The organism is Frankia sp. CeTa3Moorea, assembly GCF_978021225.1.
The window spans coordinates 22,794-44,284 of the sequence record NZ_CDXDOR010000019.1 but is presented as its reverse complement, the minus strand read 5'-3'; the positions used below and the strand labels follow the sequence as shown (position 1 = coordinate 44,284).

18 protein-coding genes and 2 riboswitches are annotated in these 21,491 nt (G+C 70.9%); of the genes, 13 read left to right on the top strand and 5 right to left on the bottom strand.

Annotated elements, in window-relative coordinates:
• Positions 1 to 38: 38 nt before the first annotated feature.
• The 8 genes from AC08OV_RS06065 to AC08OV_RS06030 all read left to right on the top strand — a co-directional run bounded on the left by AC08OV_RS06065 (position 39) and on the right by AC08OV_RS06030 (position 10,809).
• Positions 39 to 1,271: a nuclease-related domain-containing protein gene (locus tag AC08OV_RS06065; RefSeq protein ID WP_476614293.1), complete on the top strand. Its 1,233-nt coding sequence runs from the start codon at positions 39 to 41 to the stop codon at positions 1,269 to 1,271.
• 316 nt (positions 1,272 to 1,587) lie between these two features.
• A complete protein-coding gene (gene dnaK, locus AC08OV_RS06060) occupies positions 1,588 to 3,417 on the top strand; it encodes a molecular chaperone DnaK (protein ID WP_476614289.1) in 1,830 nt (609 codons plus the stop codon).
• Positions 3,414 to 4,229 (top strand): nucleotide exchange factor GrpE, encoded by an 816-nt coding sequence (gene grpE, locus AC08OV_RS06055; RefSeq protein ID WP_476614288.1) that lies wholly within the window; start codon positions 3,414 to 3,416, stop codon positions 4,227 to 4,229. Before dnaK ends, grpE begins: the two co-directional genes overlap by 4 nt.
• Positions 4,230 to 4,342: 113 nt before the next feature.
• Positions 4,343 to 5,533, top strand: coding sequence for a molecular chaperone DnaJ (dnaJ, locus tag AC08OV_RS06050; protein ID WP_476619430.1), 1,191 nt, complete (start codon positions 4,343 to 4,345; stop codon positions 5,531 to 5,533).
• The gene (locus tag AC08OV_RS06045; protein ID WP_476615317.1) at positions 5,530 to 6,117 is read left to right on the top strand and encodes a heat shock protein transcriptional repressor HspR; all 588 of its coding nucleotides are present in this window, start codon (positions 5,530 to 5,532) and stop codon (positions 6,115 to 6,117) included. The genes dnaJ and AC08OV_RS06045 overlap by 4 nt, the downstream gene beginning before the upstream one ends.
• A gap of 134 nt (positions 6,118 to 6,251) precedes the next feature.
• On the top strand, positions 6,252 to 8,861 hold the full coding sequence (clpB, locus tag AC08OV_RS06040; RefSeq protein WP_476615318.1) for an ATP-dependent chaperone ClpB: 2,610 nt from the start codon (positions 6,252 to 6,254) through the stop codon (positions 8,859 to 8,861).
• A gap of 116 nt (positions 8,862 to 8,977) precedes the next feature.
• Positions 8,978 to 9,463, top strand: a complete 486-nt coding sequence (locus AC08OV_RS06035; protein WP_462186393.1) for a PH domain-containing protein — start codon at positions 8,978 to 8,980, stop codon at positions 9,461 to 9,463.
• Entirely contained in the window at positions 9,460 to 10,809 is a 1,350-nt protein-coding gene (locus tag AC08OV_RS06030; RefSeq protein ID WP_476615319.1) for a PH domain-containing protein, read from the top strand. Before AC08OV_RS06035 ends, AC08OV_RS06030 begins: the two co-directional genes overlap by 4 nt.
• Positions 10,810 to 10,867: 58 nt before the next feature.
• Here AC08OV_RS06030 and AC08OV_RS06025 read toward each other — a convergent pair whose 3' ends face one another.
• The 5 genes from AC08OV_RS06025 to AC08OV_RS06005 form a co-directional block, all read right to left on the bottom strand.
• Entirely contained in the window at positions 10,868 to 11,953 is a 1,086-nt protein-coding gene (locus AC08OV_RS06025) for a nucleotidyltransferase domain-containing protein (protein WP_476619429.1), read from the bottom strand.
• 438 nt (positions 11,954 to 12,391) lie between these two features.
• Positions 12,392 to 12,991, bottom strand: a complete 600-nt coding sequence (locus tag AC08OV_RS06020; RefSeq protein ID WP_476619428.1) for a GNAT family N-acetyltransferase — start codon at positions 12,989 to 12,991, stop codon at positions 12,392 to 12,394.
• Complete coding sequence (locus tag AC08OV_RS06015) at positions 12,984 to 14,282, bottom strand: NAD-dependent epimerase/dehydratase family protein (RefSeq protein ID WP_476619427.1); 1,299 nt, start codon at positions 14,280 to 14,282, stop codon at positions 12,984 to 12,986. Before AC08OV_RS06015 ends, AC08OV_RS06020 begins: the two co-directional genes overlap by 8 nt.
• 249 nt (positions 14,283 to 14,531) lie before the next feature.
• A complete protein-coding gene (locus tag AC08OV_RS06010; RefSeq protein ID WP_476614227.1) occupies positions 14,532 to 15,257 on the bottom strand; it encodes a CAP domain-containing protein in 726 nt (241 codons plus the stop codon).
• A 309-nt stretch (positions 15,258 to 15,566) separates the two neighbouring features.
• Positions 15,567 to 16,277 (bottom strand): DedA family protein, encoded by a 711-nt coding sequence (locus AC08OV_RS06005; RefSeq protein WP_476614226.1) that lies wholly within the window; start codon positions 16,275 to 16,277, stop codon positions 15,567 to 15,569.
• A gap of 109 nt (positions 16,278 to 16,386) precedes the next feature.
• Here AC08OV_RS06005 and fbaA point away from each other — a divergent pair, with 109 nt between their 5' ends.
• The 5 genes from fbaA to AC08OV_RS05980 all read left to right on the top strand — a co-directional run.
• Positions 16,387 to 17,424 carry a class II fructose-bisphosphate aldolase gene (fbaA, locus tag AC08OV_RS06000; protein WP_462186401.1) on the top strand — a complete coding sequence of 346 codons (1,038 nt, stop codon included), beginning with the start codon at positions 16,387 to 16,389 and terminating at the stop codon, positions 17,422 to 17,424.
• Positions 17,425 to 18,342: 918 nt separating this feature from the next.
• A riboswitch (cyclic di-AMP (ydaO/yuaA leader) is annotated at positions 18,343 to 18,578 on the top strand.
• Between the two features lie 6 nt (positions 18,579 to 18,584).
• Positions 18,585 to 19,262 carry a transglycosylase family protein gene (locus tag AC08OV_RS05995; RefSeq protein ID WP_476614225.1) on the top strand — a complete coding sequence of 226 codons (678 nt, stop codon included), beginning with the start codon at positions 18,585 to 18,587 and terminating at the stop codon, positions 19,260 to 19,262.
• Between the two features lie 511 nt (positions 19,263 to 19,773).
• Positions 19,774 to 19,970, top strand: a riboswitch (cyclic di-AMP (ydaO/yuaA leader).
• Positions 19,971 to 19,972: 2 nt separating this feature from the next.
• On the top strand, positions 19,973 to 20,692 hold the full coding sequence (locus AC08OV_RS05990; RefSeq protein WP_476602598.1) for a transglycosylase family protein: 720 nt from the start codon (positions 19,973 to 19,975) through the stop codon (positions 20,690 to 20,692).
• A gap of 86 nt (positions 20,693 to 20,778) precedes the next feature.
• Positions 20,779 to 21,213, top strand: coding sequence for a DUF3151 domain-containing protein (locus AC08OV_RS05985; protein WP_476614224.1), 435 nt, complete (start codon positions 20,779 to 20,781; stop codon positions 21,211 to 21,213).
• Positions 21,214 to 21,304: 91 nt separating this feature from the next.
• A partial coding sequence (locus AC08OV_RS05980; RefSeq protein ID WP_476619426.1) for an adenylosuccinate synthetase occupies positions 21,305 to 21,491 on the top strand: 187 nt, incomplete at its 3' end.

Sequence of the window (21,491 nt, the reverse complement as noted above, 5' to 3'; positions counted from 1 at the left end):
ACCCTGCGAACGACAACCCTGCGAACATGGTGGGCACGATGGCGACGATCACCCGGCCGACGATGACCCGAGTCGGCCGCCCTGGACACTCCCTGCAGACGGAGTACCTCCGGGCCAGGGAGAACCAGGCACTCGTGCGGCGGGACAAGCTGAGCCGCGAGGTACCCCGCACCGCGGTGCGCTCGGCCCTGGTGGGACTCGTTCTCGCCCTCGTCATCGGCTTCGGTCTGGGGCTGCCCACGGTCGCGGTCGTCGTGTTCCTGCTGGTCTTCATCGCCTGGCCGGCCGGGATCGTGATCGCCTCGTTCGGGACCGCCCCCGACGTCGAGTCGCTGCGCGAGGGGGCCGAGGCGGAGCGCAGGACCGCCCGCGCCATCGCCCGGCTGCGCCGCCAAGGGTACGTCATCCTGCACGACCGGGCCGTCCCCTACTCCGAGGCGACCATCGGTCACCTCCTGGTCGGGCCCGGCGGGGTGATGGTGCTCAGCAGCGACAACAGCAAGGGCACCGTGCGGTACAAGAAGGGTGGGGCGACCTGTGACGGAGAGTCACTCAAGCCCCCGATCGACCGCACAGCCTGGTTGGGTGGCGAGGTCCGCAACCAGATCCGCGCAGCACTGCCGATGCTTAAGATCCCGGTAAGTCCGATCCTGGTGATGGTCGAGGCCAACGTCCTGTGGAGCGACGGCGCCCTCGACGGAGTGACGATCATCAGCATCAAGGACGTCGTCAACTACATCCGGCGCAAGCCCGGCCGGCTCAACCCCAGTGAGGTCCAGCAGATCGCCGCCGCCACGGAACGGCTGTTTCCGGCCTACTCGGCCAACCGCCTCGCCGAGCAGATCACCGTCGGTCGGGACCAGTGGCTGACCCTGATGGACGCGCTGCGCACGATCCGTGAGCGCGACGGGGACGCTTCCGAGATGCTCGACCGGCTCGCCCAGATCGAGTCCGACCTGGGCCGGCAGGCCGACCTCATCAACCGGACCGGAATGCCGCTCACGGTTCCCGGCCGAGCGGGCACTGACGAGGCCACGAGCGGCGGCGGCGCGGCCTCCGGGCCGGACGGTCCGTCGGCTGCCGGCATGGGGCCGGTCGTCTCGCCCCGGCTCGGATCACGCGCGGGCGGACGGCCGCGCCCGGGAGCCCGCCGCGGGCGCATCCTGGCCGCCGTTCGACCGCCCCGGGAGACGACGGACCCCGACGCCGGCCAGGCGCCCGGCGACGGTGCCGCGGGTGACTCGGCCCCGCAGCCACCCGCCGGAAGCTGACGCTCTCCCACTCCACGCCACGCGGCTCCCCCGCAGGCTCTTCCCGCCAGCTCCCCTTCCGGTCCCGCCCGGCGGCGCTGGCGGGAATGTCCCGGCCGCACAAAAGTTGAGCGCGCTAGGATCACCCCTGTCGGGCTATGATAAGAGCCGTCATCATGAGTCAGAGCGACTCAACACACCAGCCTGGCTTAGCGTTGGCGGAACCGAGGCTTCCCGGAGTGATCCTCAAACCTCGGTTCACCGACAGGTTCCATCCCCACGAGGTCGGTGCGCCCGCCTGATCGGCGCCACCGACATGATCGAAAGGCACACAGACATGGCACGAGCGGTCGGTATCGACCTCGGCACCACGAACTCCGTCGTGAGCGTGCTCGAGGGCGGCGAACCCACGGTGATCGCCAACGCCGAGGGCTCCCGGACGACCCCGTCGGTCGTGGCTTTCGCGAAGAACGGCGAGGTCCTGGTCGGCGAGGTCGCCAAGCGTCAGGCGGTGACAAACGTCGAGCGCACCATCCGGTCGGTCAAACGCCACATGGGCACCGACTGGAAGATGACGGTCGACGCGAAGGATCTCACGCCCCAGGAGATCAGCGCGTTCATCCTGCAGAAGCTGAAGCGGGACGCCGAGTCCTACCTCGGTGAGACGGTCACGGACGCGGTCATCACCGTCCCGGCGTACTTCGATGACGCCCAGCGTCAGGCCACTACCGAGGCGGGCACGATCGCCGGGCTCAACGTCCTGCGGATCGTCAACGAGCCGACCGCCGCGGCCCTCGCCTACGGGTTGGACAAGGGCGAGAAGGAACAGACCATCCTGGTCTTCGACCTCGGTGGCGGTACCTTCGACGTCTCCCTGCTGGAGATCGGCGACGGTGTCGTCGAGGTGAAGTCCACCTCCGGTGACACCCACCTCGGTGGTGACGACTGGGATCAGCGCGTCACCGACCACCTGATCAAGACTTTCAACGGCCAGCACGGGGTCGACCTCGGCAAGGACAAGATGGCCCTGCAGCGGCTGCGGGAGGCCGCTGAGAAGGCGAAGATCGAGCTTTCGCAGTCCACCCAGACCACGATCAACCTGCCCTACATCACCGCGTCGGCCGAGGGTCCCCTGCACCTCGACGTCTCACTGTCGCGCGCCGAGTTCCAGCGGATGACCTCCGACCTCATCGACCGCTGCAGGCACCCCTTCCAGCAGGCGGTGAAGGACGCGGGGATCAAGATCAGCGACATCGACCACGTCGTCCTCGTCGGTGGTTCCACCCGGATGCCCGCCGTCGTCGAGCTGGTCCGCGAGCTGACCGGGGGCAAGGAGCCGAACAAGGGCGTCAACCCGGACGAGGTCGTCGCCGTCGGCGCCTCGCTGCAGGCCGGCGTGCTCAAGGGCGAGGTCAAGGACGTCCTGCTCCTCGACGTCACCCCACTCTCGCTCGGCATCGAGACGAAGGGGGGGATCATGACCAAGCTCATCGAGCGCAACACCACGATCCCCACCAAGCGCTCGGAGATCTTCACCACCGCCGAGGACAGCCAGCCCTCCGTGCAGATCCAGGTCTTCCAGGGCGAGCGCGAGATGGCCGCCTACAACAAGAAGCTCGGCATGTTCGAGCTGACCGGCCTGCCGCCCGCCCCGCGGGGCATGCCCCAGATCGAGGTCACCTTCGACATCGACGCAAACGGCATCGTGCACGTGTCCGCGAAGGACCTGGGCACCGGCAAGGAGCAGTCGATGACCATCACCGGTGGCTCGGCGCTGCCGAAGGACGACATCGACCGCATGGTCCGCGACGCCGAGCAGTACGCCGAGGAGGACCGCAGGCGCCGGGAGGAGGCCGAGACCCGCAACAAAGCCGAGACGCTCGTCTACTCGACCGAGCGGTTCCTCGCCGAGAACGGCGAAAAGATCGACGCCGCGGTGAAGAACGACGTGGAGGAGAAGCTCGGCACGCTGCGGGGCGCCGTCGCCGGCACCGACACGGCGGCGATCCGCGAGGCGGCCGACGCGCTGGCCGCGGCTAGCCAGGCGATGGGCCAGGCCATGTACGCGCAGGCCGCCCAGGAGGGCGCGGGTGCCTCCGGCGGCGCCGGAGCAGCCGACGACGACGTGGTCGACGCGGAAATCGTGGATGAGGAGGACAAGAAGTGACCTCAAGCCAGGCCGCGGACTGGTGGGGTTCGTCTCGGCCCGACGGCCGGGACGAGGCCGAAGAGCCCCCGGTGGTGGTGCGGGACCGGCGCCGGATCGATCCGGAGAGCGGCGAGGTCCGGCCGGAGGCCGCTGCGTCCCCCGGCCCGACGGCCACGGAGGTTCCTCCCGCCGGAGTCCCGGCGGGCGAGGGTGACGGTGAGCTCATGGCGTCACTGCGCCAGCAGGTCACCGAGCGGACCGCGGACCTGCAGCGCCTGAAGGCCGAGTTCGACAACTACCGTCGGCGGGTCGAGCGGGACCGTCAGCAGATCGGCGAGCAGGCGACGGCGAAGCTGCTGGCGAGTCTGCTGTCGACCCTCGACGACATCGGCCGGGCTCGTGACCACGGCGATCTGGAAGGCCCGTTCAAGGCGATCGCGGAGGCCTTGGAGGCAGCCCTGGAGGCGACCGGGCTGGAGCGCTACGGGGCGAAGGGCGACGAGTTCGACCCGTCGGTCCACGAGGCTCTGATGCACTCCTACCGGTCGGACGTGAGCGGGCCGACTTGCGTGGACGTCTTCCGGGCGGGTTACCTGCACGCGGGCAAAGTGTTGCGGCCCGCGCAGGTGTCGGTCGCGGAACCGTCGGGCGAGGTGGACGAGATCGTCGATCAGCCGGTCGAGGCGGAGGTCGTCGCCGGGGCCGGCGAGGCGGCGGGGAGCGGCCCGGGCCAGGCAGGCGGCCCGCCGAATCGGCCGGCATCGGTCCCCGATGACACGGGCAGTGCGCCCGGGCCGGACAACGGCGGGCCCACTGTCAGCGCCGACTGAACACCGGCTGAAGAGGGGAGCCAGGTCCGTCCGGCCGTCCGCGAGCCGGGGTCTGACGGGCATGGCCGGCCACCGCCTCGCGCGGACGACATCGTGAAGGAAGGAGGGGCGCCGTGAGTGTTCGCGACATGGTCGAGAAGGACTATTACGCCGCTCTCGGCGTTCCAAAGGACGCCTCGGCGACCGACATCAAGAAGGCGTACCGCAGGCTGGCCCGTGAGCTGCACCCCGACAAGAACCCGGGGGACGCCAAGGCCGAGGCGCGGTTCAAGGAGGTCTCCGAGGCCTACGACGTTCTCTCGGACGAGGGCCGTCGACGGGAGTACGATGAGGCCCGGGCGCTGTTCGCGGCCGGCGGTCGTCCCGGCGGCGGCTTCGGCGGGCCTGGCCGAGCCGGGGGTTACGGCGGGTTCGGCGCGCCCGGCACGGGCTACGGCAGCGGGCCGAACCTCAACCTCGACGACCTTCTCGGTGGGGCGAACGGCGGCCTCGGCGGCATCTTCGACAACCTGTTCCAGCGGTCGTCACCCGGACGCGGCCCGCGTCGGGGTGCCGACATCGAGGCCGAGGTCACGATCCCCTTCGAGAAGTCGCTGACCGGCCTGGAGGCGTCGGTCCGGCTTCCCGGGGCCGCGACCTGTACCACCTGCACCGGCAGCGGGGCGCGTCCCGGCACGACGCCGCGCACCTGCCCGACCTGCCGTGGACTGGGCGTGGTGTCCCGCTCCCAGGGTGGCTTCGCACTCTCCGAGCCCTGCCGCGACTGCCTGGGCAAGGGCACCTTGATCGACCATCCCTGCCCGGACTGCCGGGGCACCGGCCGGCGTGAGCGTGAGCAGCGCATCCGCATCCCACCTGGGGTGAGCGACGGACAGCGGCTGCGGGTCCGGGGGCGTGGCATACCCGGCGAACGGGGCGGACCGGCCGGTGACCTCGAGGTGACGGTGCACGTGCTGCGCCATCCGGTGTTCGAGCGGGAGGGGAACAATCTGGCGATCACTCTCCCCGTGACGATCACCGAGGCCGCCCTCGGCGCATCGATACGGGTGCCGACCCTGGACGGTGCTCCGCTCACGATGAAGGTGCCGGCGGGGACCTCCAGCGGTCGACGCCTGCGGGCCCGCGGGCGGGGTGTCCCCACAGCCGGGGGCGGGAACGGGGACCTCATCGTCACCCTCGAGGTGACGGTGCCGAAGCCGAGTGATCTCTCCCCACGGGCACGTACGGCGTTGCTGGAGTTCGCCCAGGCCCATCCCGAGGACCCACGGGCGCCGTTGATGGAACGGATGGAGGCAGGCGGATGACCGGGCGGCCGAACCGCACATCCGACCCGCCGCCCGCCCGGCGCGGGCGAGCGACGGGAGCAGGGCGAACAGGGGAACGGCAGCTCCAGAGGGGACCGGCGGCGTCCCCCGCTGAGGTTCGGCCGGACACCGAGATTCGGCCGGAGGGCTACTACCCCGCCGGCCCGCTGCCGGGCCCGGCCCACGACGAGGACGCACCGGTCTACGTCATCTCGATCGCCGCGCAGCTCGCCGGGATGCATCCCCAGACCCTGCGGTCCTACGACCGGCTCGGGCTGGTCACGCCCGGGCGCACGGCCGGGCGGGGGCGGCGTTACTCCGCCCGGGACGTGGCGTTGCTGCGCGAGGTGCAGCGGTTGTCCCAGGAGGAAGGCGTCAACCTGGAGGGGATCAAGCAGATCCTCCGGTTGAGCGCCCAGGTGATGGCGCTGCAGGCGCAGGTGCGTCAGCTCACCGAGGAGCTCGCCCGGTCCCGCGCCGACACGGACCGCGCGGTGGCCGAGGCGCATGCCAGTCACCGGCGCGACCTCGTCCCGGTGGATCGCGGCGCGCTCGTGGTCTGGCGGCCGCTGCCCCGCCGCTGACCGGCCGGGCGGAGCCGGCAAACGGATGCAGGGGGTTCATCGCGGCGCGCCCGCAAGGTTGAGTGGAAACGACTTAGGTATGCTGAGCGTTGAAAAAGCGACAGTGCACGCCGTCCGACCATCTGGGATCCGCCATGAACGCTGAACGCCTCACCGCCCGGTCGCAGGAGGCACTCTCCGCAGCGATCAGTCGAGCCACCGCCGACGGGTCACCCCTCGTCGACCCCCTCCACCTGCTCACCGCACTGCTCGAAGCGTCTGACGGGGTCGGCGCGGCGCTGCTGGCGTCCGCGGGCACCTCGGTCGACACGGTGCGCTCCCGAGCCGAGGCCGCAGTGACGCGGCTGCCCCGCGCGACGGGCATGAGCGTGTCCCCGCCGCAGCTGTCCCGCCAGCTCATCGCGGTGCTGAACAACGCCGAGCGGCAGGCCGGTCAGCTGGGTGACGAGTACACCTCGGTCGAGCATCTGGTCGTGGCGCTCGCCGAGGAGGGGGGCGAGGCCGGGCGGATCCTCACCTCCGCCGGCGCCACCCCCGACGCGCTGCGCGGCGCCTTCGAGAAGGTGCGCGGCGGCGCCCGGCGGGTGACCACCCGGGACCCGGAGGGCTCCTACCGCGCGTTGGAGAAGTACTCCATCGACCTCACCGAGCGTGCGCAGCAGGGCAAGCTGGACCCGGTGATCGGCCGCGACGCCGAGATCCGCCGCGTCATCCAGGTGCTGTCGCGGCGGACGAAGAACAACCCGGTCCTCATCGGCGAGCCCGGGGTCGGCAAGACGGCCATCGTCGAAGGGCTCGCGCTGCGGGTCGTCGCGGGTGACGTGCCCGAGTCGCTGCGCGGCCGGCGCATCGTCTCGCTCGACCTCGGTTCGATGGTTGCTGGCTCCAAGCTGCGCGGCGAGTTCGAGGAGCGGCTGACCTCCGTCCTCAACGAGATCCGCGAGGCCGAGGGTCAGATCATCACCTTCATCGACGAGCTGCACACCGTCGTCGGCGCCGGCGCGGCCGAAGGAGCGATGGACGCCGGCAACATGCTCAAGCCGATGCTCGCCCGCGGCGAGCTGCGCATGATCGGCGCCACCACCCTGGAGGAGTACCGCGCCCGGATCGAGAAGGACCCGGCGCTGGAACGTCGCTTCCAGCCGGTCCTCGTCGGCGAGCCGACGGTCGAGGACACCATCGGCATCCTGCGCGGGCTCAAGGAACGCTACGAGGTGCACCACGGCGTGCGCATCACCGACACCGCGCTGGTCGCCGCGGCCACCCTATCCGACCGCTACGTCACCGCGCGCTTCCTGCCGGACAAGGCGATCGACCTGGTCGACGAGGCCGCATCCCGGCTCCGCATGGAGATCGACAGCCGGCCGGTGGCGATCGACGAACTCGAGCGCGCCGTGCGCCGCCTGGAGATCGAGGACATGGCGCTGTCCAAGGAGAACGACGAGGCCTCCCGCGAGCGGCGGGGGCGCCTGCAGCGCGAGCTCGCCGACCGGCGTGAGGAGCTGTCAAGCCTGACGGCCCGCTGGCACCGGGAGAAGGACTCGATCTCCGAAGTTCAGAAGATCAAGGAGGAGCTGGAGAACGCGCGGCGCGCCGCGGAGCTCGCCGAGCGCGACCTCGACCTCGCCAAGGCCGGGGAGCTGCGGTACGGCACCATCCCGACGTTGGAGAAGCGGCTGTCGGCGGCGACCGGCGCGCTGGCCGGCGCGGACTCCCCCGGTGGGGCGATGCTCAACGAGGAGGTCGGCCCGGACGATGTCGCCGAGGTCGTCGCCGCCTGGACCGGGATCCCGGCCGGTCGCCTCCTCGAAGGCGAGACGGCGAAGCTGCTGCGCATGGAGTCCGCACTGCACGCGCGGGTCATCGGCCAGGACGACGCGGTGCGGGCCGTCTCCGACGCGGTCCGCCGGGCCAGGGCCGGGATCGCCGACCCGGACCGGCCGACCGGCTCCTTCCTCTTCCTCGGGCCCACCGGGGTCGGGAAGACCGAGCTCGCGAAGGCGCTCGCCGACTTCCTCTTCGACGACGAGCGGGCGATCGTGCGCATCGACATGAGCGAGTACGCCGAGAAGCACTCGGTGGCCCGCCTGATCGGCGCCCCGCCCGGGTACATCGGGTTCGAGTCCGGCGGTCAGCTCACCGAGGCGATCCGCCGCCGGCCGTACAGTGTCATCCTGCTGGACGAGGTCGAGAAGGCCCATCCGGACGTCTTCGACGTCCTGCTGCAGGTTCTCGACGACGGGCGGCTCACCGACGGCCAGGGCCGCACGGTGGACTTCCGCAACACGATCCTCATCCTGACCTCGAACCTCGGGTCGCAGTTCATCGCGGACCCCACGCTCAGCCCGCAGGTGCGCCGCGAGTCGGTGATGGTCGCCGTGCGCGACGCCTTCAAGCCGGAGTTTCTCAACCGCCTCGACGACGTCCTCGTCTTCGACCAGCTGGGCCGGGACGAGCTGGCCCGCATCGTCGATCTCCAGCTCGATCGGCTGCGGGCCCGGCTGCTCGACCGGAGGATCACCCTCAACACCACCGACGCCGCCAAGGGATGGCTCTCCGACGTCGGCTACGATCCGGTGTTCGGGGCCCGCCCGCTGCGGCGGCTGGTCCAGACGGCGATCGGCGACCAGCTCGCCAGGGAACTGCTCGGCGGGCAGATCCGGGACGGCGACGAGGTGCTCGTCGACGCCGCGCCGGACCGCTCGGGCCTGACGGTCAAGGCCGCCACCGTCAAGTCCCTCTGACAGGCCTCCCGGCGAATCGCCGCAGACCGGGCGAGGACCATCGTGGGGACGGCGCGCCGCCAGTTCCTCGGCCGATTCGGGCCGGACGTAGCGGATGTGCGACTTATTGTTGCGGAATGCACGACGCTCTTCTGCCGGATCCCGCGCAGTGGCGGGTCCTGCCACCGGACCTACGGCGGCTTCGACGGGCGCTCCTGATCGTGGGAGCCGTCCCGGTGGTGGCGCTCACCCTGCTGATCACGGCGGCGTTCGGCGGCTGGCCCTGGATACTGATCACGGTGGCGCCGGTCCTCGTGACGGGCTGGCTCTGGCGCTCGATCGGCCTCCGCTGGCAGGCCTGGCGCTACGCCGAGCGGGAGGACGATCTCCTGATCAGCCGCGGGGTGCTGACGCGTCGCCTGATCGTGGTGCCGTACGGCCGGATGCAGCTCGTCGACGTCACCGCCGGGCCGCTGGCACGCCGTTTCGGCATCGCCAAGGTGCAGCTGCACACCGCGGCCGCGGACAGCGATGCCGTCATCCCCGGCCTGGCCCCGGACGAGGCCGCACGGCTACGTGACGCGCTCACCGAACGCGGTGAAGCCCGGTCGGCCGGGCTGTGACAATCGAGCGGGGGTCCACCACCGGCGAAGCGCCGGCTCGGGCGACACGCCCCGGCCAGGACGGGTTTCACCGGCTGCATCCGCTCACCCCGTTCCTGCGCGGCTGGGTGATCGTCGCGGCGTTCGTGGCGACGGTCGGCAGGAACCTCGCCGACGACGTCACGCCCCGCATCATCGGGCTCACCCTGATCTTCCTGATCCCCGCCGCCGGCATCTACGGATACTGCGCCTGGCGGTTCACCCGCTACCGGGTCGAACGCGACAATCTTCGGCTCGATACCGGGCTTTTGGTCCGACGGACCCGCCATGTCCGGCTAGATCGGTTACAGTCGGTGGACATCGCCCAACCGCTTCTCGCCCGAGCCGCGGGGCTCGCCATCCTCCGGCTCGATCTCGCCGGCAGGGAACGCTCCGAACTGGACACCGACTCCGGGTCCGATCTGCGGTACCTGTCGGTGGGTCACGCCCAGCGGCTGCGGGCCGAGCTGCTGGCCACCGCCGCGGGATTCGCGCCGGACGTAGGCGAGGCACCGCAGCGCCCACTCGCCGAGGTGCCACCACGGCGGCTGGTGGCCGCGATCGCGCTGTCCCCCGCGCCGTGGGTGGCGCTGTTCGGCGCGGCCGCGATCGCCACGCCCGCCCTGCTGACCGGTACCCTCACCGGCGCCCTCGGCGCCGTTCCGATGCTCGGCAGCCTCTGGCACACGACGTTTCGCCGGTTCGCGGCCGGCTACCCCTACACCGTCTCCGAGTCACCCGACGGGCTGCGCATCATCAGCGGTCTGCTCAACCGCACCCACGCCACGGTCCCGCCGGGACGGGTCCAGGCGATCAGCATCGGCGAACCGGCGCTGTGGCGCTGGTCGGGCTGGGTGACGGTCCGGATGAACGTGGCTGGCGGCGGGCCCTCCGTGCTGCTACCGGTGGCCCGCCGGGCGGATGCGCTGGCCCTGATCGGCCGGCTGCTGCCCGGAGTGGACGTCGCCGCGGTGGCGATGACCCGGCCGCCACGCCGGGCCGCCTGGCTCGCCCCGCTCCACTGGCGGCGGCTGTCCTGCGGAGCGGACGACACGGTCTTCGTCGTACACCGGGGAATCGTCCGGCGGCACACCGATCTCATCCCTCACGGCAAGGTGCAGAGCATCCGGATCGTGCAGAACCCGCTGGCCAGACTGCTACGGCTGGCCGACGTGCACCTCGATACCACCGGCGGCCCGGTGACGGTGCGCGCCGGCCTGCGCGACGCCGACGAGGCGGTCTCGCTCGCCGCCGCGCAGGCCGAGCGATCCCGGATCGGTCGGCGCCACGCCGTACCGGACCGCTGGATGAGCCGGGGCGCTGGATGAGCCGGGGCGCTGGATGAGCCGGGGCGCCGGGTAAACGAAGCGCGCTACCGGCCCGCCCTCAGCCGAACGTGGGGAACTCCGGTCCGAAGAGGGAACCCCACAGGTTCACGGCTTCCTCGTGATCGTCGGCCTGTTCCGCATCCACCGCCTTCGCCGAGTAGATCCGGGCGAGCCGGACACTCTCGGCCAACGCCTCGATGTCCTCGGCGCGCAGGTACGACGACAGGTCCCCGCCGACGCCGGCCGGGTCGGCCACGGTGAGGCCGACGTCGTCCAGGTGCCGGAAGACCTCGGCGAGCCCCTGCCGGGTGTTGAGCCCGCGACCGGCGAGGACCTGCCCGGCGAGCGCCTCGATATGGAAGGAGCGCAGGTGGCTGCCGCGCACCCGGTTCCACGCCTTGAGCAGGCGGACCGCCGAGATCACCCGGGGGCCGAGGTCCGCCGCCCAGCTCGTGTGCCGCTCCGGCCGGGTCGGCAGCCAGCCACCGACCCGGTCGGGTATGACGTACCCGGCACGCGGATGATCGAAGGCCGGCACCAGATGGACGTCCGGGGGGGCGTCGTAGACGATGCGCAGCGCCTGGCCGCGGCTGCCGATCGTCTGGATCCGATCTCCGCCGATGGCGTTGCGTACACAGAGCAGCAGGTCGCGGGAGTCCCAGCGGAAACGCTTCCAGGCGCTGTTGGCCGCCGAGAAGACCGCGAAGATGTCGACCTCGTCGAGCGGACGGATCATGGTGTCCCGCCCCGCCGAGCCGATCGTGGCGACCCCGACCAGCGGCAGCGCGCAACGGGGCGGGAAGATCGCGCGCAGCGCCCGCTCCGCCTCGTCGCGGCGAGCCGCGACGACGGCACGATCCTCGGCACTGAGACGGATCAGGTCGTCGAGTTTCGCGAAGGCACGCGCCGTGGTGCCGACCAGCAGCGGACCCGTCAGCGGACCGGTTGTCGGGTTGATCGGCGACGTCGAGCCGGCCGCAGCCGGCTCGGACCGGAGGCCTCCCTCGGAGGGGAACAGAGGGTTGAGCGTCCCCGGCGCCGACTCCTTCGGCCGACGCCAGTGCGGCGGAATGATCAGATGGTCGTACGTGACCTCGCTCGGCCGGACTCCGGCCGGTGTCCCCCGAGGGGTATCCACACTCATGGTGCTGACCTCCCAGGCGCAGGTGGCGCCGGACCGTTCGGGCTCCCCTCCCCGGGCACGCGACGGCCCTCCCACGGACCCCCACGGACGCCCCGCCCAGCTTCGGCCCGTCGGCCATTGGTCGCGACATCGCCTTACATGGTGCCCCAGGGCATCACAGTCTGAACAGGGGGCTGTCTCCGCGGCGTGTTCACCACTCTCCTCGTGACGACGAAAGAATGAGCCGGGAGCTGTCACCCAGCCGACAACACAGCATGGTAACGGTACCGTCACAATGACCTTCCGCCGCGCCGCGAAAGGCGGCTGGACATGGGTTCTGCCCGTTCGGGCCGGATGACGGCCGGATCCGGACGGTACCGGAGCGGTCGGCGGTGACCCGCGGCGCCAGGCCCGGACGAAGCCCGGCGCCCAATGACGTTGCGTGACAAACCTCAATGGTCAACTTGGCGGCGGACGCAGCCAGATCCGCCACCAATCGGCGATCAGCACACCCGTGGGCACGAACGAGGTCGCCTGCGCGAGACGCTTCCCCACGCTGTCCCCGCGCCGGATCCGCGTCTCCACCAGAGCGCCGCGGTATTCGAACCATCCCGCGACCGCGCGGATCGCCTCGGTGGCGTAGCCGCTGCGCCGGCATCCGAGCACGATCGACACCCCGACCACCACCCGCCGGCCGTGGGCCTCCGCCGCGAGCAGGCCCACCGCCGCCGATCCTGGCTGGCGACCCGGGTGGCGACCCGGATGGCGACGCAGCACCCAGGTCAGGACCGTGTGGCCGGCGCTCGCCCGACGGCGCAGTTCGCGCCGCAGCGCCCCCGCCGGATCGTCGGGATCGGGCGCCCCCGCGGCAGGATCGGTCCCGACGATGCCGCCGAAGGGGCCGGATCCGTCACCGGGAGCGCCACGCGCGCCTGATCGCGGGGCGATGACCGTGAACGCCAGCGAAGGCGCGAGCTCCTCGGCGACGTATCCCGCGTTCCAAATGGTGAGCGGGAGTGCGAGTAGTCGGGAGGTGGTGAGTGTAGGGCCCTCACCCACGACGGGACGGCTCCCGGACCCCGAGCAGACCCCGTTCCCGGAGCCAGGACTCGGTGCGGTTCATGCCCTCGGGCAGCCGCACGACCGGCGACCATCCCGTCCGGGCCCGGATCTTCTCGATGGAGAGGCCCGCGTCGCGGGTCAGGGTGCGCACGGTGAGCGGACCGAGGTCCACCCGGGCGCGGGGATCGACTCCGGCCACCAGACGGGCACCGACACCGCGGACCAGGCCCGGTGCCCGCCGCGACGGGATCGCCGAGTTCACCAGAACGGCCGGAACGGCCGGGGCGGCTGAGCCCGCTGGCCGTACCGAGGTCGTCGAGACCGCCGGGACCGGGTGGGTGGGGAGGGGTGGCGTCTCGGCCGCGGAACCGTCCGCGCCTCGCCTCCGGTAACCCTCCGCGAACGAACAGACACGATCAATCGCGTCGACCGCTTCGAAGATCCTGGCCGGTACGGAGCGGGGCGCCGCGATCGCGAGCATCTGACAGTAAAAGGTGAAGAAGTCGGCGGCGGACACCGACTCCCCCCCGGTCACGTGCAGCACCTCACCGGCGACCGCCGACCGGTCCGCACCGGCGACGGTGGTCACCGCCGTGACCACGTCGTCGACATGCACGGGGCTGAGCACACCCCGGCCGCCGTCGACGAGGACGAACCGCCCGGCCCGCATCAGCAGCACCGGCCAGAGGGTCCAGCGACCAGCCCGGGGACCGTAGGCGTCCCCGATCCGCAGGACGGTCGCGCCGAGTCCGTGCGCAGCGGCCGACCCGACCGCCTGTTCCGCGGCGGCCATGGCGTCGGCGCGGACGTCGCCAGTCAGCCCGATCGGCGTGGTCTCGTCCAGTGGTCGGCCGACGGCTCGCGCGGGCCCCCGCTCCCCGGTCCCGCCGGGGACCGGGCCACTCGTCCGGGCAAGCACGTCCACGCAGGAGAGATGGATGAAGCGGTCGACCCCGGCCCGACCCGCGGCGTCGAGCAACGCCGCCGTGGCGCCGAGGGTCACCCGCCGGATCTCGGCGTCGGGCACCCGTACCGGCGCTCCGGCTCGGCCGGGACGCACTGGGGTCAGTTCCGCGACGCCACCGGTCCCGATGGCGGCGGCATGGATCACCAGCTCCGTGCCGTAAAGGGCTTTCTCCCACCCACCGGGACGGCTGACGTCGGCCTGCCTGACACCCGGCGCGCGCCGGATGTCGATGGCGACAACGTCGTCACCGCGCCGCCGCAGCGCGTGGGCCAGCGCTCCGCCGAGGAAGCCGGCCGCGCCGGTGACCACCGCCCGAACCAAGGTCACTCCTCCTGCCAGGATCACCCTCGCCGACGGCGCTGCCGCGCGGCCCGCCAGCCCGTCCACCGGCTGGGTCCGCGGGCTTTACCACGCTCGTTGCCGTGCTCGCTGCCGTCGGCGACGATGACCCGACCCTACGGGATCGACTACTGATCAGGACCGGGACATCCCCGCGAGTCGGGAGGATCGAGGTCGGGTGCACCTCGCGGGATGCCACGGGCCGGTCGCGCCCGGCAAGTGGGCCGGGCCTCACGGCGTCCCGAAGTCCTGGGTCCAGTAGGTGCCGTACCTGCCGCCCGTCGCGTAGCCCACGCCGATCCGGGTCAACGAACAGGTGAGGATGTTCGATCGGTGGTCCGGGCTGTTCATCCATCCGCGCATCACCTCGGCCACGGTGCGCTGACCGGCGGCGATGTTCTCGGCGGCGATGGAGAAGGAGAAGCCGGCGGCGGCGATCCGGTCGAAGGGCGAGCGACTGTCCGGGCTGTCGTGGCCGAAATAGCCGGCCGTGGCCATGTCGACGCTGTGTGCCTGGGCCGCGGCGGCCAACCGTAAGTCGACGATCAACGGAGGGCAACCGGCCGCCCGGCGCTCGAGGTTGGTCGAGGTCACGACCTGACCGACCAGGCTCGTCCAGGAGGCCGGCAGGTACGGCGGGCGCGGGGAGATAACAGCCGGCGCCGGGGTCGACGCGGACGGAGCCGTCACCGGCGCGGCCAGGGCCAGAGCCGACGCCCGCGCAGCGGGCAGCTGATCCGGACCGGCCGGGCGAGCGGCGGGCGGCGGCTCGGCCCCGGGCCCGGTCGGCGCACCCCGATCCGCGATCCGACCCGCGATCGACGTGGGAGGGACCCCGGCCGTCACCCCGACCACGCCCCGACCCGGCTGCGCGCCGACGCGGCCGGCCACGTGGTCACCGTCACGCGGTCCCGAATGACCATCCGCGAGCAGCACGACCGCCAGAACCGCGGTCAAGGCCCCTGCCGCGGTGCAGAGGACGGGGCCGGCGCGACGCCGTTCCGCATGGTGCCGCCTGTGGTGTCGAAGCATCGAATCCTTCGGTGGTCGGACCCCCCGACCGCGTACCTGGATCGATCAAGGTTAGCCGGCCATAGCCAGAAATTGCCATAGGAAAGGGAATTGATCGTCCAATGTGATCTGGTCGTAACGTCGTGGAGACTACCGGTCCACGGATCTCCCGACGGGATCCGGCGCCGCGGGGCACTAACGGACAACATCCCTACGCTCCTCGCCCGACCCTCGGCGCTCCTCGCCCGACACGGACTACCGCGGCCCCTGGTCGGGGAGCCGGCCCGATCGCCGACGCAGCAGCTCACCGGCGATCCCGGCGATGACGGAGATGGCGATCACGACGAGCGCGATCCACACCGCCGCGTCCCGCAGCCCAGGAATGGCGGCCGCCGTATAGCCCAAAAGGATCAATCCGGTCCCCCAGACGAGCGCTCCGAGCATGACCGCGATCAGAAAGCGGGACCATGACATCGCCACGGCCCCGGCGAGTACCGGCGCGAACGTCCTCGCCCACGGCACGAAGCGGGCCGCGACCAGGGTGATCGGCCCGAACCGTCGGTAGAATTCCTCCGTACGGGCCAGCACCGTGGCGTACCTGCGCTCCAGGTACGGCCGGCCGAGGCGATGCCCGGTGTAGTAGCCCGCCACCGCCCCGGCGGTGGCCGCCGCCGCGACCCCGATCGAGAGGACCGCGACGGACACGTTCGACGCCGCGTCCGCCGCCATCAGCCCGGCCGCGAAGAGAATGGTGTCACCCGGAAGCCAGAACCCGATCAGGATCCCGCTCTCGACGAAGATGACCGCGAAGAGGACGACGTACAGCGTCATCCCGGACAGGCTGCCGACATCCACTCGACCAGTGTGCCGACCCTTGGTCGGCACCCGCCCCGCGCCCGGCGCGCGGACCGGCACCGCGTCGGCGACGTCAGCCGCATCCGACCCCGGGACGGGGCAAGGCGTCATACCCTTCGCCCATCAGGAGTCCACGGCGGGCTTCGGCCCGATCCGGCTGCCCTGCACCGCGGGTGCATGGCTGATCGGCGCCCCTACAGGTTCGTAAGGAGCCCCACCGATGCCCATCGCCACGCCAGACGTATATGCCGAGATGCTCGACCGGGCGAAGGCCCAGTCCTTCGCCTACCCCGCGATCAACGTGACCTCGTCGCAGTCCCTGAACGCCGCGCTGCGGGGCTTCACCGAAGCCGGCAGTGACGGCATCGTGCAGGTGTCCACCGGCGGTGCCGAGTACCTGTCCGGCTCGACGGTGAAGAACATGGTCCTCGGCGCAGAGGCACTGGCCGAGTTCGCCCACCATGTCGCGGAGGCGTATCCGGTCAACATCGCCCTGCACACCGACCACTGCCCGGCCGACAAGCTTGACACCTACATCCGTCCCCTGATCGCGATCTCGAAGGATCGGGTGGCCCAGGGGCGCGAGCCGCTCTTCCAGTCGCACATGTGGGACGGCTCGGCGGTCCCCCTTGAGGAGAACCTCAAGATCGCCGAGGAACTACTCGCGGATGCCGCCGCCGCGAAGATCGTTCTCGAGGTCGAGATCGGGGTCGTCGGCGGCGAGGAGGATGGCGTCGTCGGCGCGATCGACGAGAAGCTCTACACGACGCCGGAGGACATGTGGCGGACGGCCGAGGTGCTCGGCACCGGCGCGAAGGGGCGCTACCTGCTCGCCGCCACCTTCGGCAACGTGCACGGTGTGTACAAGCCCGGAAACGTCAAGCTACGCCCGACGATTCTGCACGAAGGACAGGAGTACGTCGCCAGGAAGCTCGGGCTGCCAGCCGGCGCGAAGCCGTTCAACCTCGTCTTTCACGGCGGTAGCGGGTCGGCTCTCACCGAAATCCGCGAGACGCTCGACTACGGGGTGGTCAAGATGAACGTGGACACGGACACCCAGTACGCATTCACCCGCCCCATCGTGGACCACGTGTTCAAAAACTATGACGGCGTTCTCAAGGTGGACGGTGAGGTCGGCGTGAAGAAGGCATACGACCCGCGTACCTACGGAAAGCTCGCGGAGAGCAGCATGGCGGCCCGCGTCGCCCAGGCGTGTGAGGACCTACGTTCCGCCGGCACCAGCCTCGGGCGGGCATAGTCCGGGCCAGGAGCGCACGCCGGCTGGCGGGATCGGTTCGTCGGATACCGTCCGGCCGGACCGCCGGCCGGCGGACAGGAGGCGGGCAGGAGGACAGATAGCCGCCGGCCGCGAAAACGGGCAACCGGGCAACCGCCGCCGCTCGTCCGAGGGCATTCTCCGGACCCCTCGACCCGACACTCTCCATCGTTTCCGGCGGACGGAACGACCGGCACGTGGCGGACATCCGACCCGCCCCGGTCCGATGCACGACCCGCCGATTTCCCGTACTATGCCGGCCCCCACGGTTCCCCGGTCGCTCCGACGGCTGGGGGACCACTGTTTACCGGGCGAGGGACCCCGCTCCTCGCGTAACGCCGCCTCCGCTGGCGACCAGCAGGTTTCGGCCACATTAGCGGACACGCACCGGGTCTTCGGTAACCGTTCACCTACCGCCCCGCCCCACGGAACCCCTTCGTCCACCGTGGCGGCCCGACAGGCAATTTTCACAATCGGTGTTCGATCGAATCCGCCGTGTGCAAAAATCACAACGCTGCAAGCTACCGCCCGATTTCCGTTGTTTTTCTCACAAAAACAGGCTTCAACGGACGAAGCGTAGTATCAGGCCGATCACTCGCGTCGATCTCGTAGCAGGGCCGTCACACCTTTGTTGACATGTCACACATCTGGCCTGATACGGGACTCTCCGCTCATCGTCGCCCATCGGCAAACAGGATGATCGGCCAAGCACAAATGCCTCCGCACGTCGTACCGCCAGGTTGATGAGCGGGCGCGCACGCGCGATACCAGGCCGTCGGTCCCTGCTCAAGCAGGCGCGCCGAGTGTGCTCTTTTTCACGCACCCTATTCAATGCTTGGCGACTCGCCGGGTGGCGTGGTTATGGTTTTCGCCGTGCCCGGCAACAACGCCGGGCATTCGTCGGGCGGCACGCCGAATCCTGCCCCCGGCCGACGATTTCTCGAACCGGGCGGCAGGAACGGGGGACCCATCTCCGAGTATCGAAAGGATTCGATGCTCTCGGGGTGAAGCCATGTGCGACGACCACACGGAAAGGTGTTTCCGGTGCGGCTTCCGTCTCCAGGGAATCCCTGGCACGGCCGGGCAGTTCCCAGCCCGAATCCGACAGCTCACCTCGCAGGCGTGGGGAAGGACCACAAGACATGTCCGACGCACGTATCAGTGGCCGACAATGCCGCGCCGGTACCCGCAGCCGGGCCCGGGCCCTCGTGGTCGCACCCGTACTCGCGGCAGCGGTGGGCGGCACCTTCGCGCTCAACCAGCCGGCCGGTGCGGCCACCACCTGGACGGGCCTGCGGCAGTGCGAGTCCGGCGGTGACTACACGATCAACACCGGCAACGCGTACTACGGCGCCTACCAGTTCTCCGCCAGCACCTGGCACGGCCTCGGCTACAGCGGTCTGCCGCACCAGGCTCCCCCGGCTGTCCAGGACGAGGCCGCACTCAAGCTCGCCCGGCGGTCCGGCTTCGGCCAGTGGCCGACCTGTGGCCGCGGGATGGGCGCCGACCAGCTCGCGGGCGGCTCGTCGAGCTCCTCGGGCCAGGCGTCGCGCACGGCGGAACGCAGTGAGCTGACGGTCAGCCCCATCTCCGTGAGCACCCCCGTATTCACCCGTAACCTGACGACCGCACTGGCCAGGCAGGTACGCGACGACGTGCGGGCCTGGCAGGCCCGCGTCAACCATCTGGGGTATCCGATCACGATCGACGGCCGTTACGGACCACGCTCCGCCGCAGTCGCCCGCGCCCTGCAGGCCGCCAAGGGACTCGCCGTCGACGGCATCGTCGGCCCGGCGACCTGGCGGGCCACCTTCAGCTGATCCTCTCTATCAGCTCTATCAGCTCTATCAGCTGATCCATTCACTCCGTCAGCTCCGTCAGCTCCGTCAGCTGATCTGTTCACTCCGCTCCCGCGACGGGGGACGACCGCCGCGGCAACCGGGCATCCCACCCCGGCGACACCGGTCAGGGGATCTCACCTCGACGACGGGCCGGCCCGACCGGCCTCCGGACGATCTCCGGTTGACGGCCCGTACGGGCTGGCCCGTGCAACCCACCACCAACATCACCCGGACCACACCCTGACCGGCCTCCGGCAGGGCCGCTCTTCGGCAGAGCCGATCTTCGGCAAGGCCGGCGAGGAACAGCAGGACCAGCGAGCCACCTGCGGAACCTGTACGGAAGTGGCACGATTCGCGCGATCCTCACTGGTTACTCCGGACCACCCCGGTTTGCGCTCCATGAGCGGTTCTCGCTAGAGTGCCGCTCACTCGCCTCGTCGGCGAGGCCGCCCGGACGGACGCCGAGTCCTGCCCCCGTGCGAGCGGCCGGAACGAACATCAACCGCAGCGGGCAGGAGTGGGGGACCCACATTTCGGGCGCCGCAAGCGGCGTCCTTGGGGTAAAGCCGGTGCATCCCGGTCCATGGTGGAGAGCGGTTCCTACTCGCCACCCGGGGTCGGATCCTCCGGCCGGGCCATCCCAGCCCGCACCCGACAGCTCACCCCGCAGGCGACGGGATTGGACTAACATGCCCTCTGGGCGTCGTGGCGGCAGACATCGAGCACCGCAGGCCCCATCGCCCGCCGGTCGCATCCTGCGCACCACCGGCGCGGTCACGGCCATCGTCGGCAGCGGCCTCGCGGTCACCGCGGCTCCGGCGGGCGCGGCCACCGCCGATGACTTCGCCAAGCTCCGCCAGTGCGAGTCCGGCGGCAACTACGCGATCAACACCGGCAACGGCTTCTCCGGTGCCTACCAGTTCGACGACCGGACCTGGCACGGGCTCGGGTACTCCGGCCGGCCGTACCAGGCGTCGCCCGCCACGCAGGACGAGGCGGCCGCGAAGCTCTACAACCAGCGGGGCTGGCAGCCATGGCCGTCCTGCTCGGTCAAGATGGGCCTGACCAACAACGGCCCGGCCAGTGTCCCGGGCGGCTCTGGCGACGTCATCCAGCAGGCCATCACCCCGGTGGAACCCCCCATGACGCTGGACCGGGCTCGCCGGGAGATGGGGGACGGCTCGTTCAGGGGCACGGTCCTCGACGCGTCCCTCAGCGACGACGTCCGCCCGGAGGCCTTCGTCTGGCAGGACAGAATGCGCCAGAAGGGCTTCGTACTCACCGTCGACGGCAAGTTCGGACCGCAGTCGCAGGGCATCGCCGCGCTGTACTCGTACCTCACCCGGGTGAACGACGGTCAACCCGGGGTCGTCGGCCAGAATCTGTGGAACGTCAGCGTCAGGGCCTGACCGACCCGGTCACCGTGCGCGCAGGGCGGGCGCGTCCGGGGTGACCTCCATGACGTGTGCGGCCAGTCGTCGGGCAGGATGCACTCATGACGACGCCGTCCGCCTCGGGAAAACCCAACCTGCTCTCCGGTCCGCCGCCGACGCTCCTGCCCTCCGACGCGGCCGCGACCGAGGCGCTGGCCGCCGGTGATCCGCCGGATGCCGTCGCCGCCCGGCTGCCCGCGTTCAGCGCGCCCTGGGCCGCGCTCGCCGAGCTCGCGCTCACCGGCGGACGACCCGTCGAGGCCTATGCCTACGCCCGCACGGGCTATCACCGCGGCCTCGACGCCCTGCGCCGCTCGGGCTGGAAGGGCAACGGGCCGATCCCCTGGTCACACGAACCCAACCGCGGGTTCCTGCGTTCACTCGCCGCTCTCGTCCGGGCGGCCGCGGCCATCGGGGAGGCCGAGGAGGCCACCCGCTGCCGGACGTTCCTGACTGACAGCGATCCCGTCGCCGCCAGTGAGCTCGGCTTCACCTGACAGTGAGTTCATCAGGCCGCGTCGGTGGTGGAGGCCAGCGAGGACGCCGCAGCCGGCCCCACGGCCCCGCCATCCCTAGTAACCTCGCCCGGTGCCTGCTCTTGTCCTCATCGGTGCCCAGTGGGGCGACGAGGGAAAAGGAAAGGCGACCGACCTCTTGGGCGGCGCCGTCGATTACGTCGTCCGGTACCAGGGTGGCAACAACGCCGGCCACACCGTGGTCATCGGGGCGGAGAGCTACGCGCTCCACCTGATTCCCAGTGGCATGCTGCGAGCCG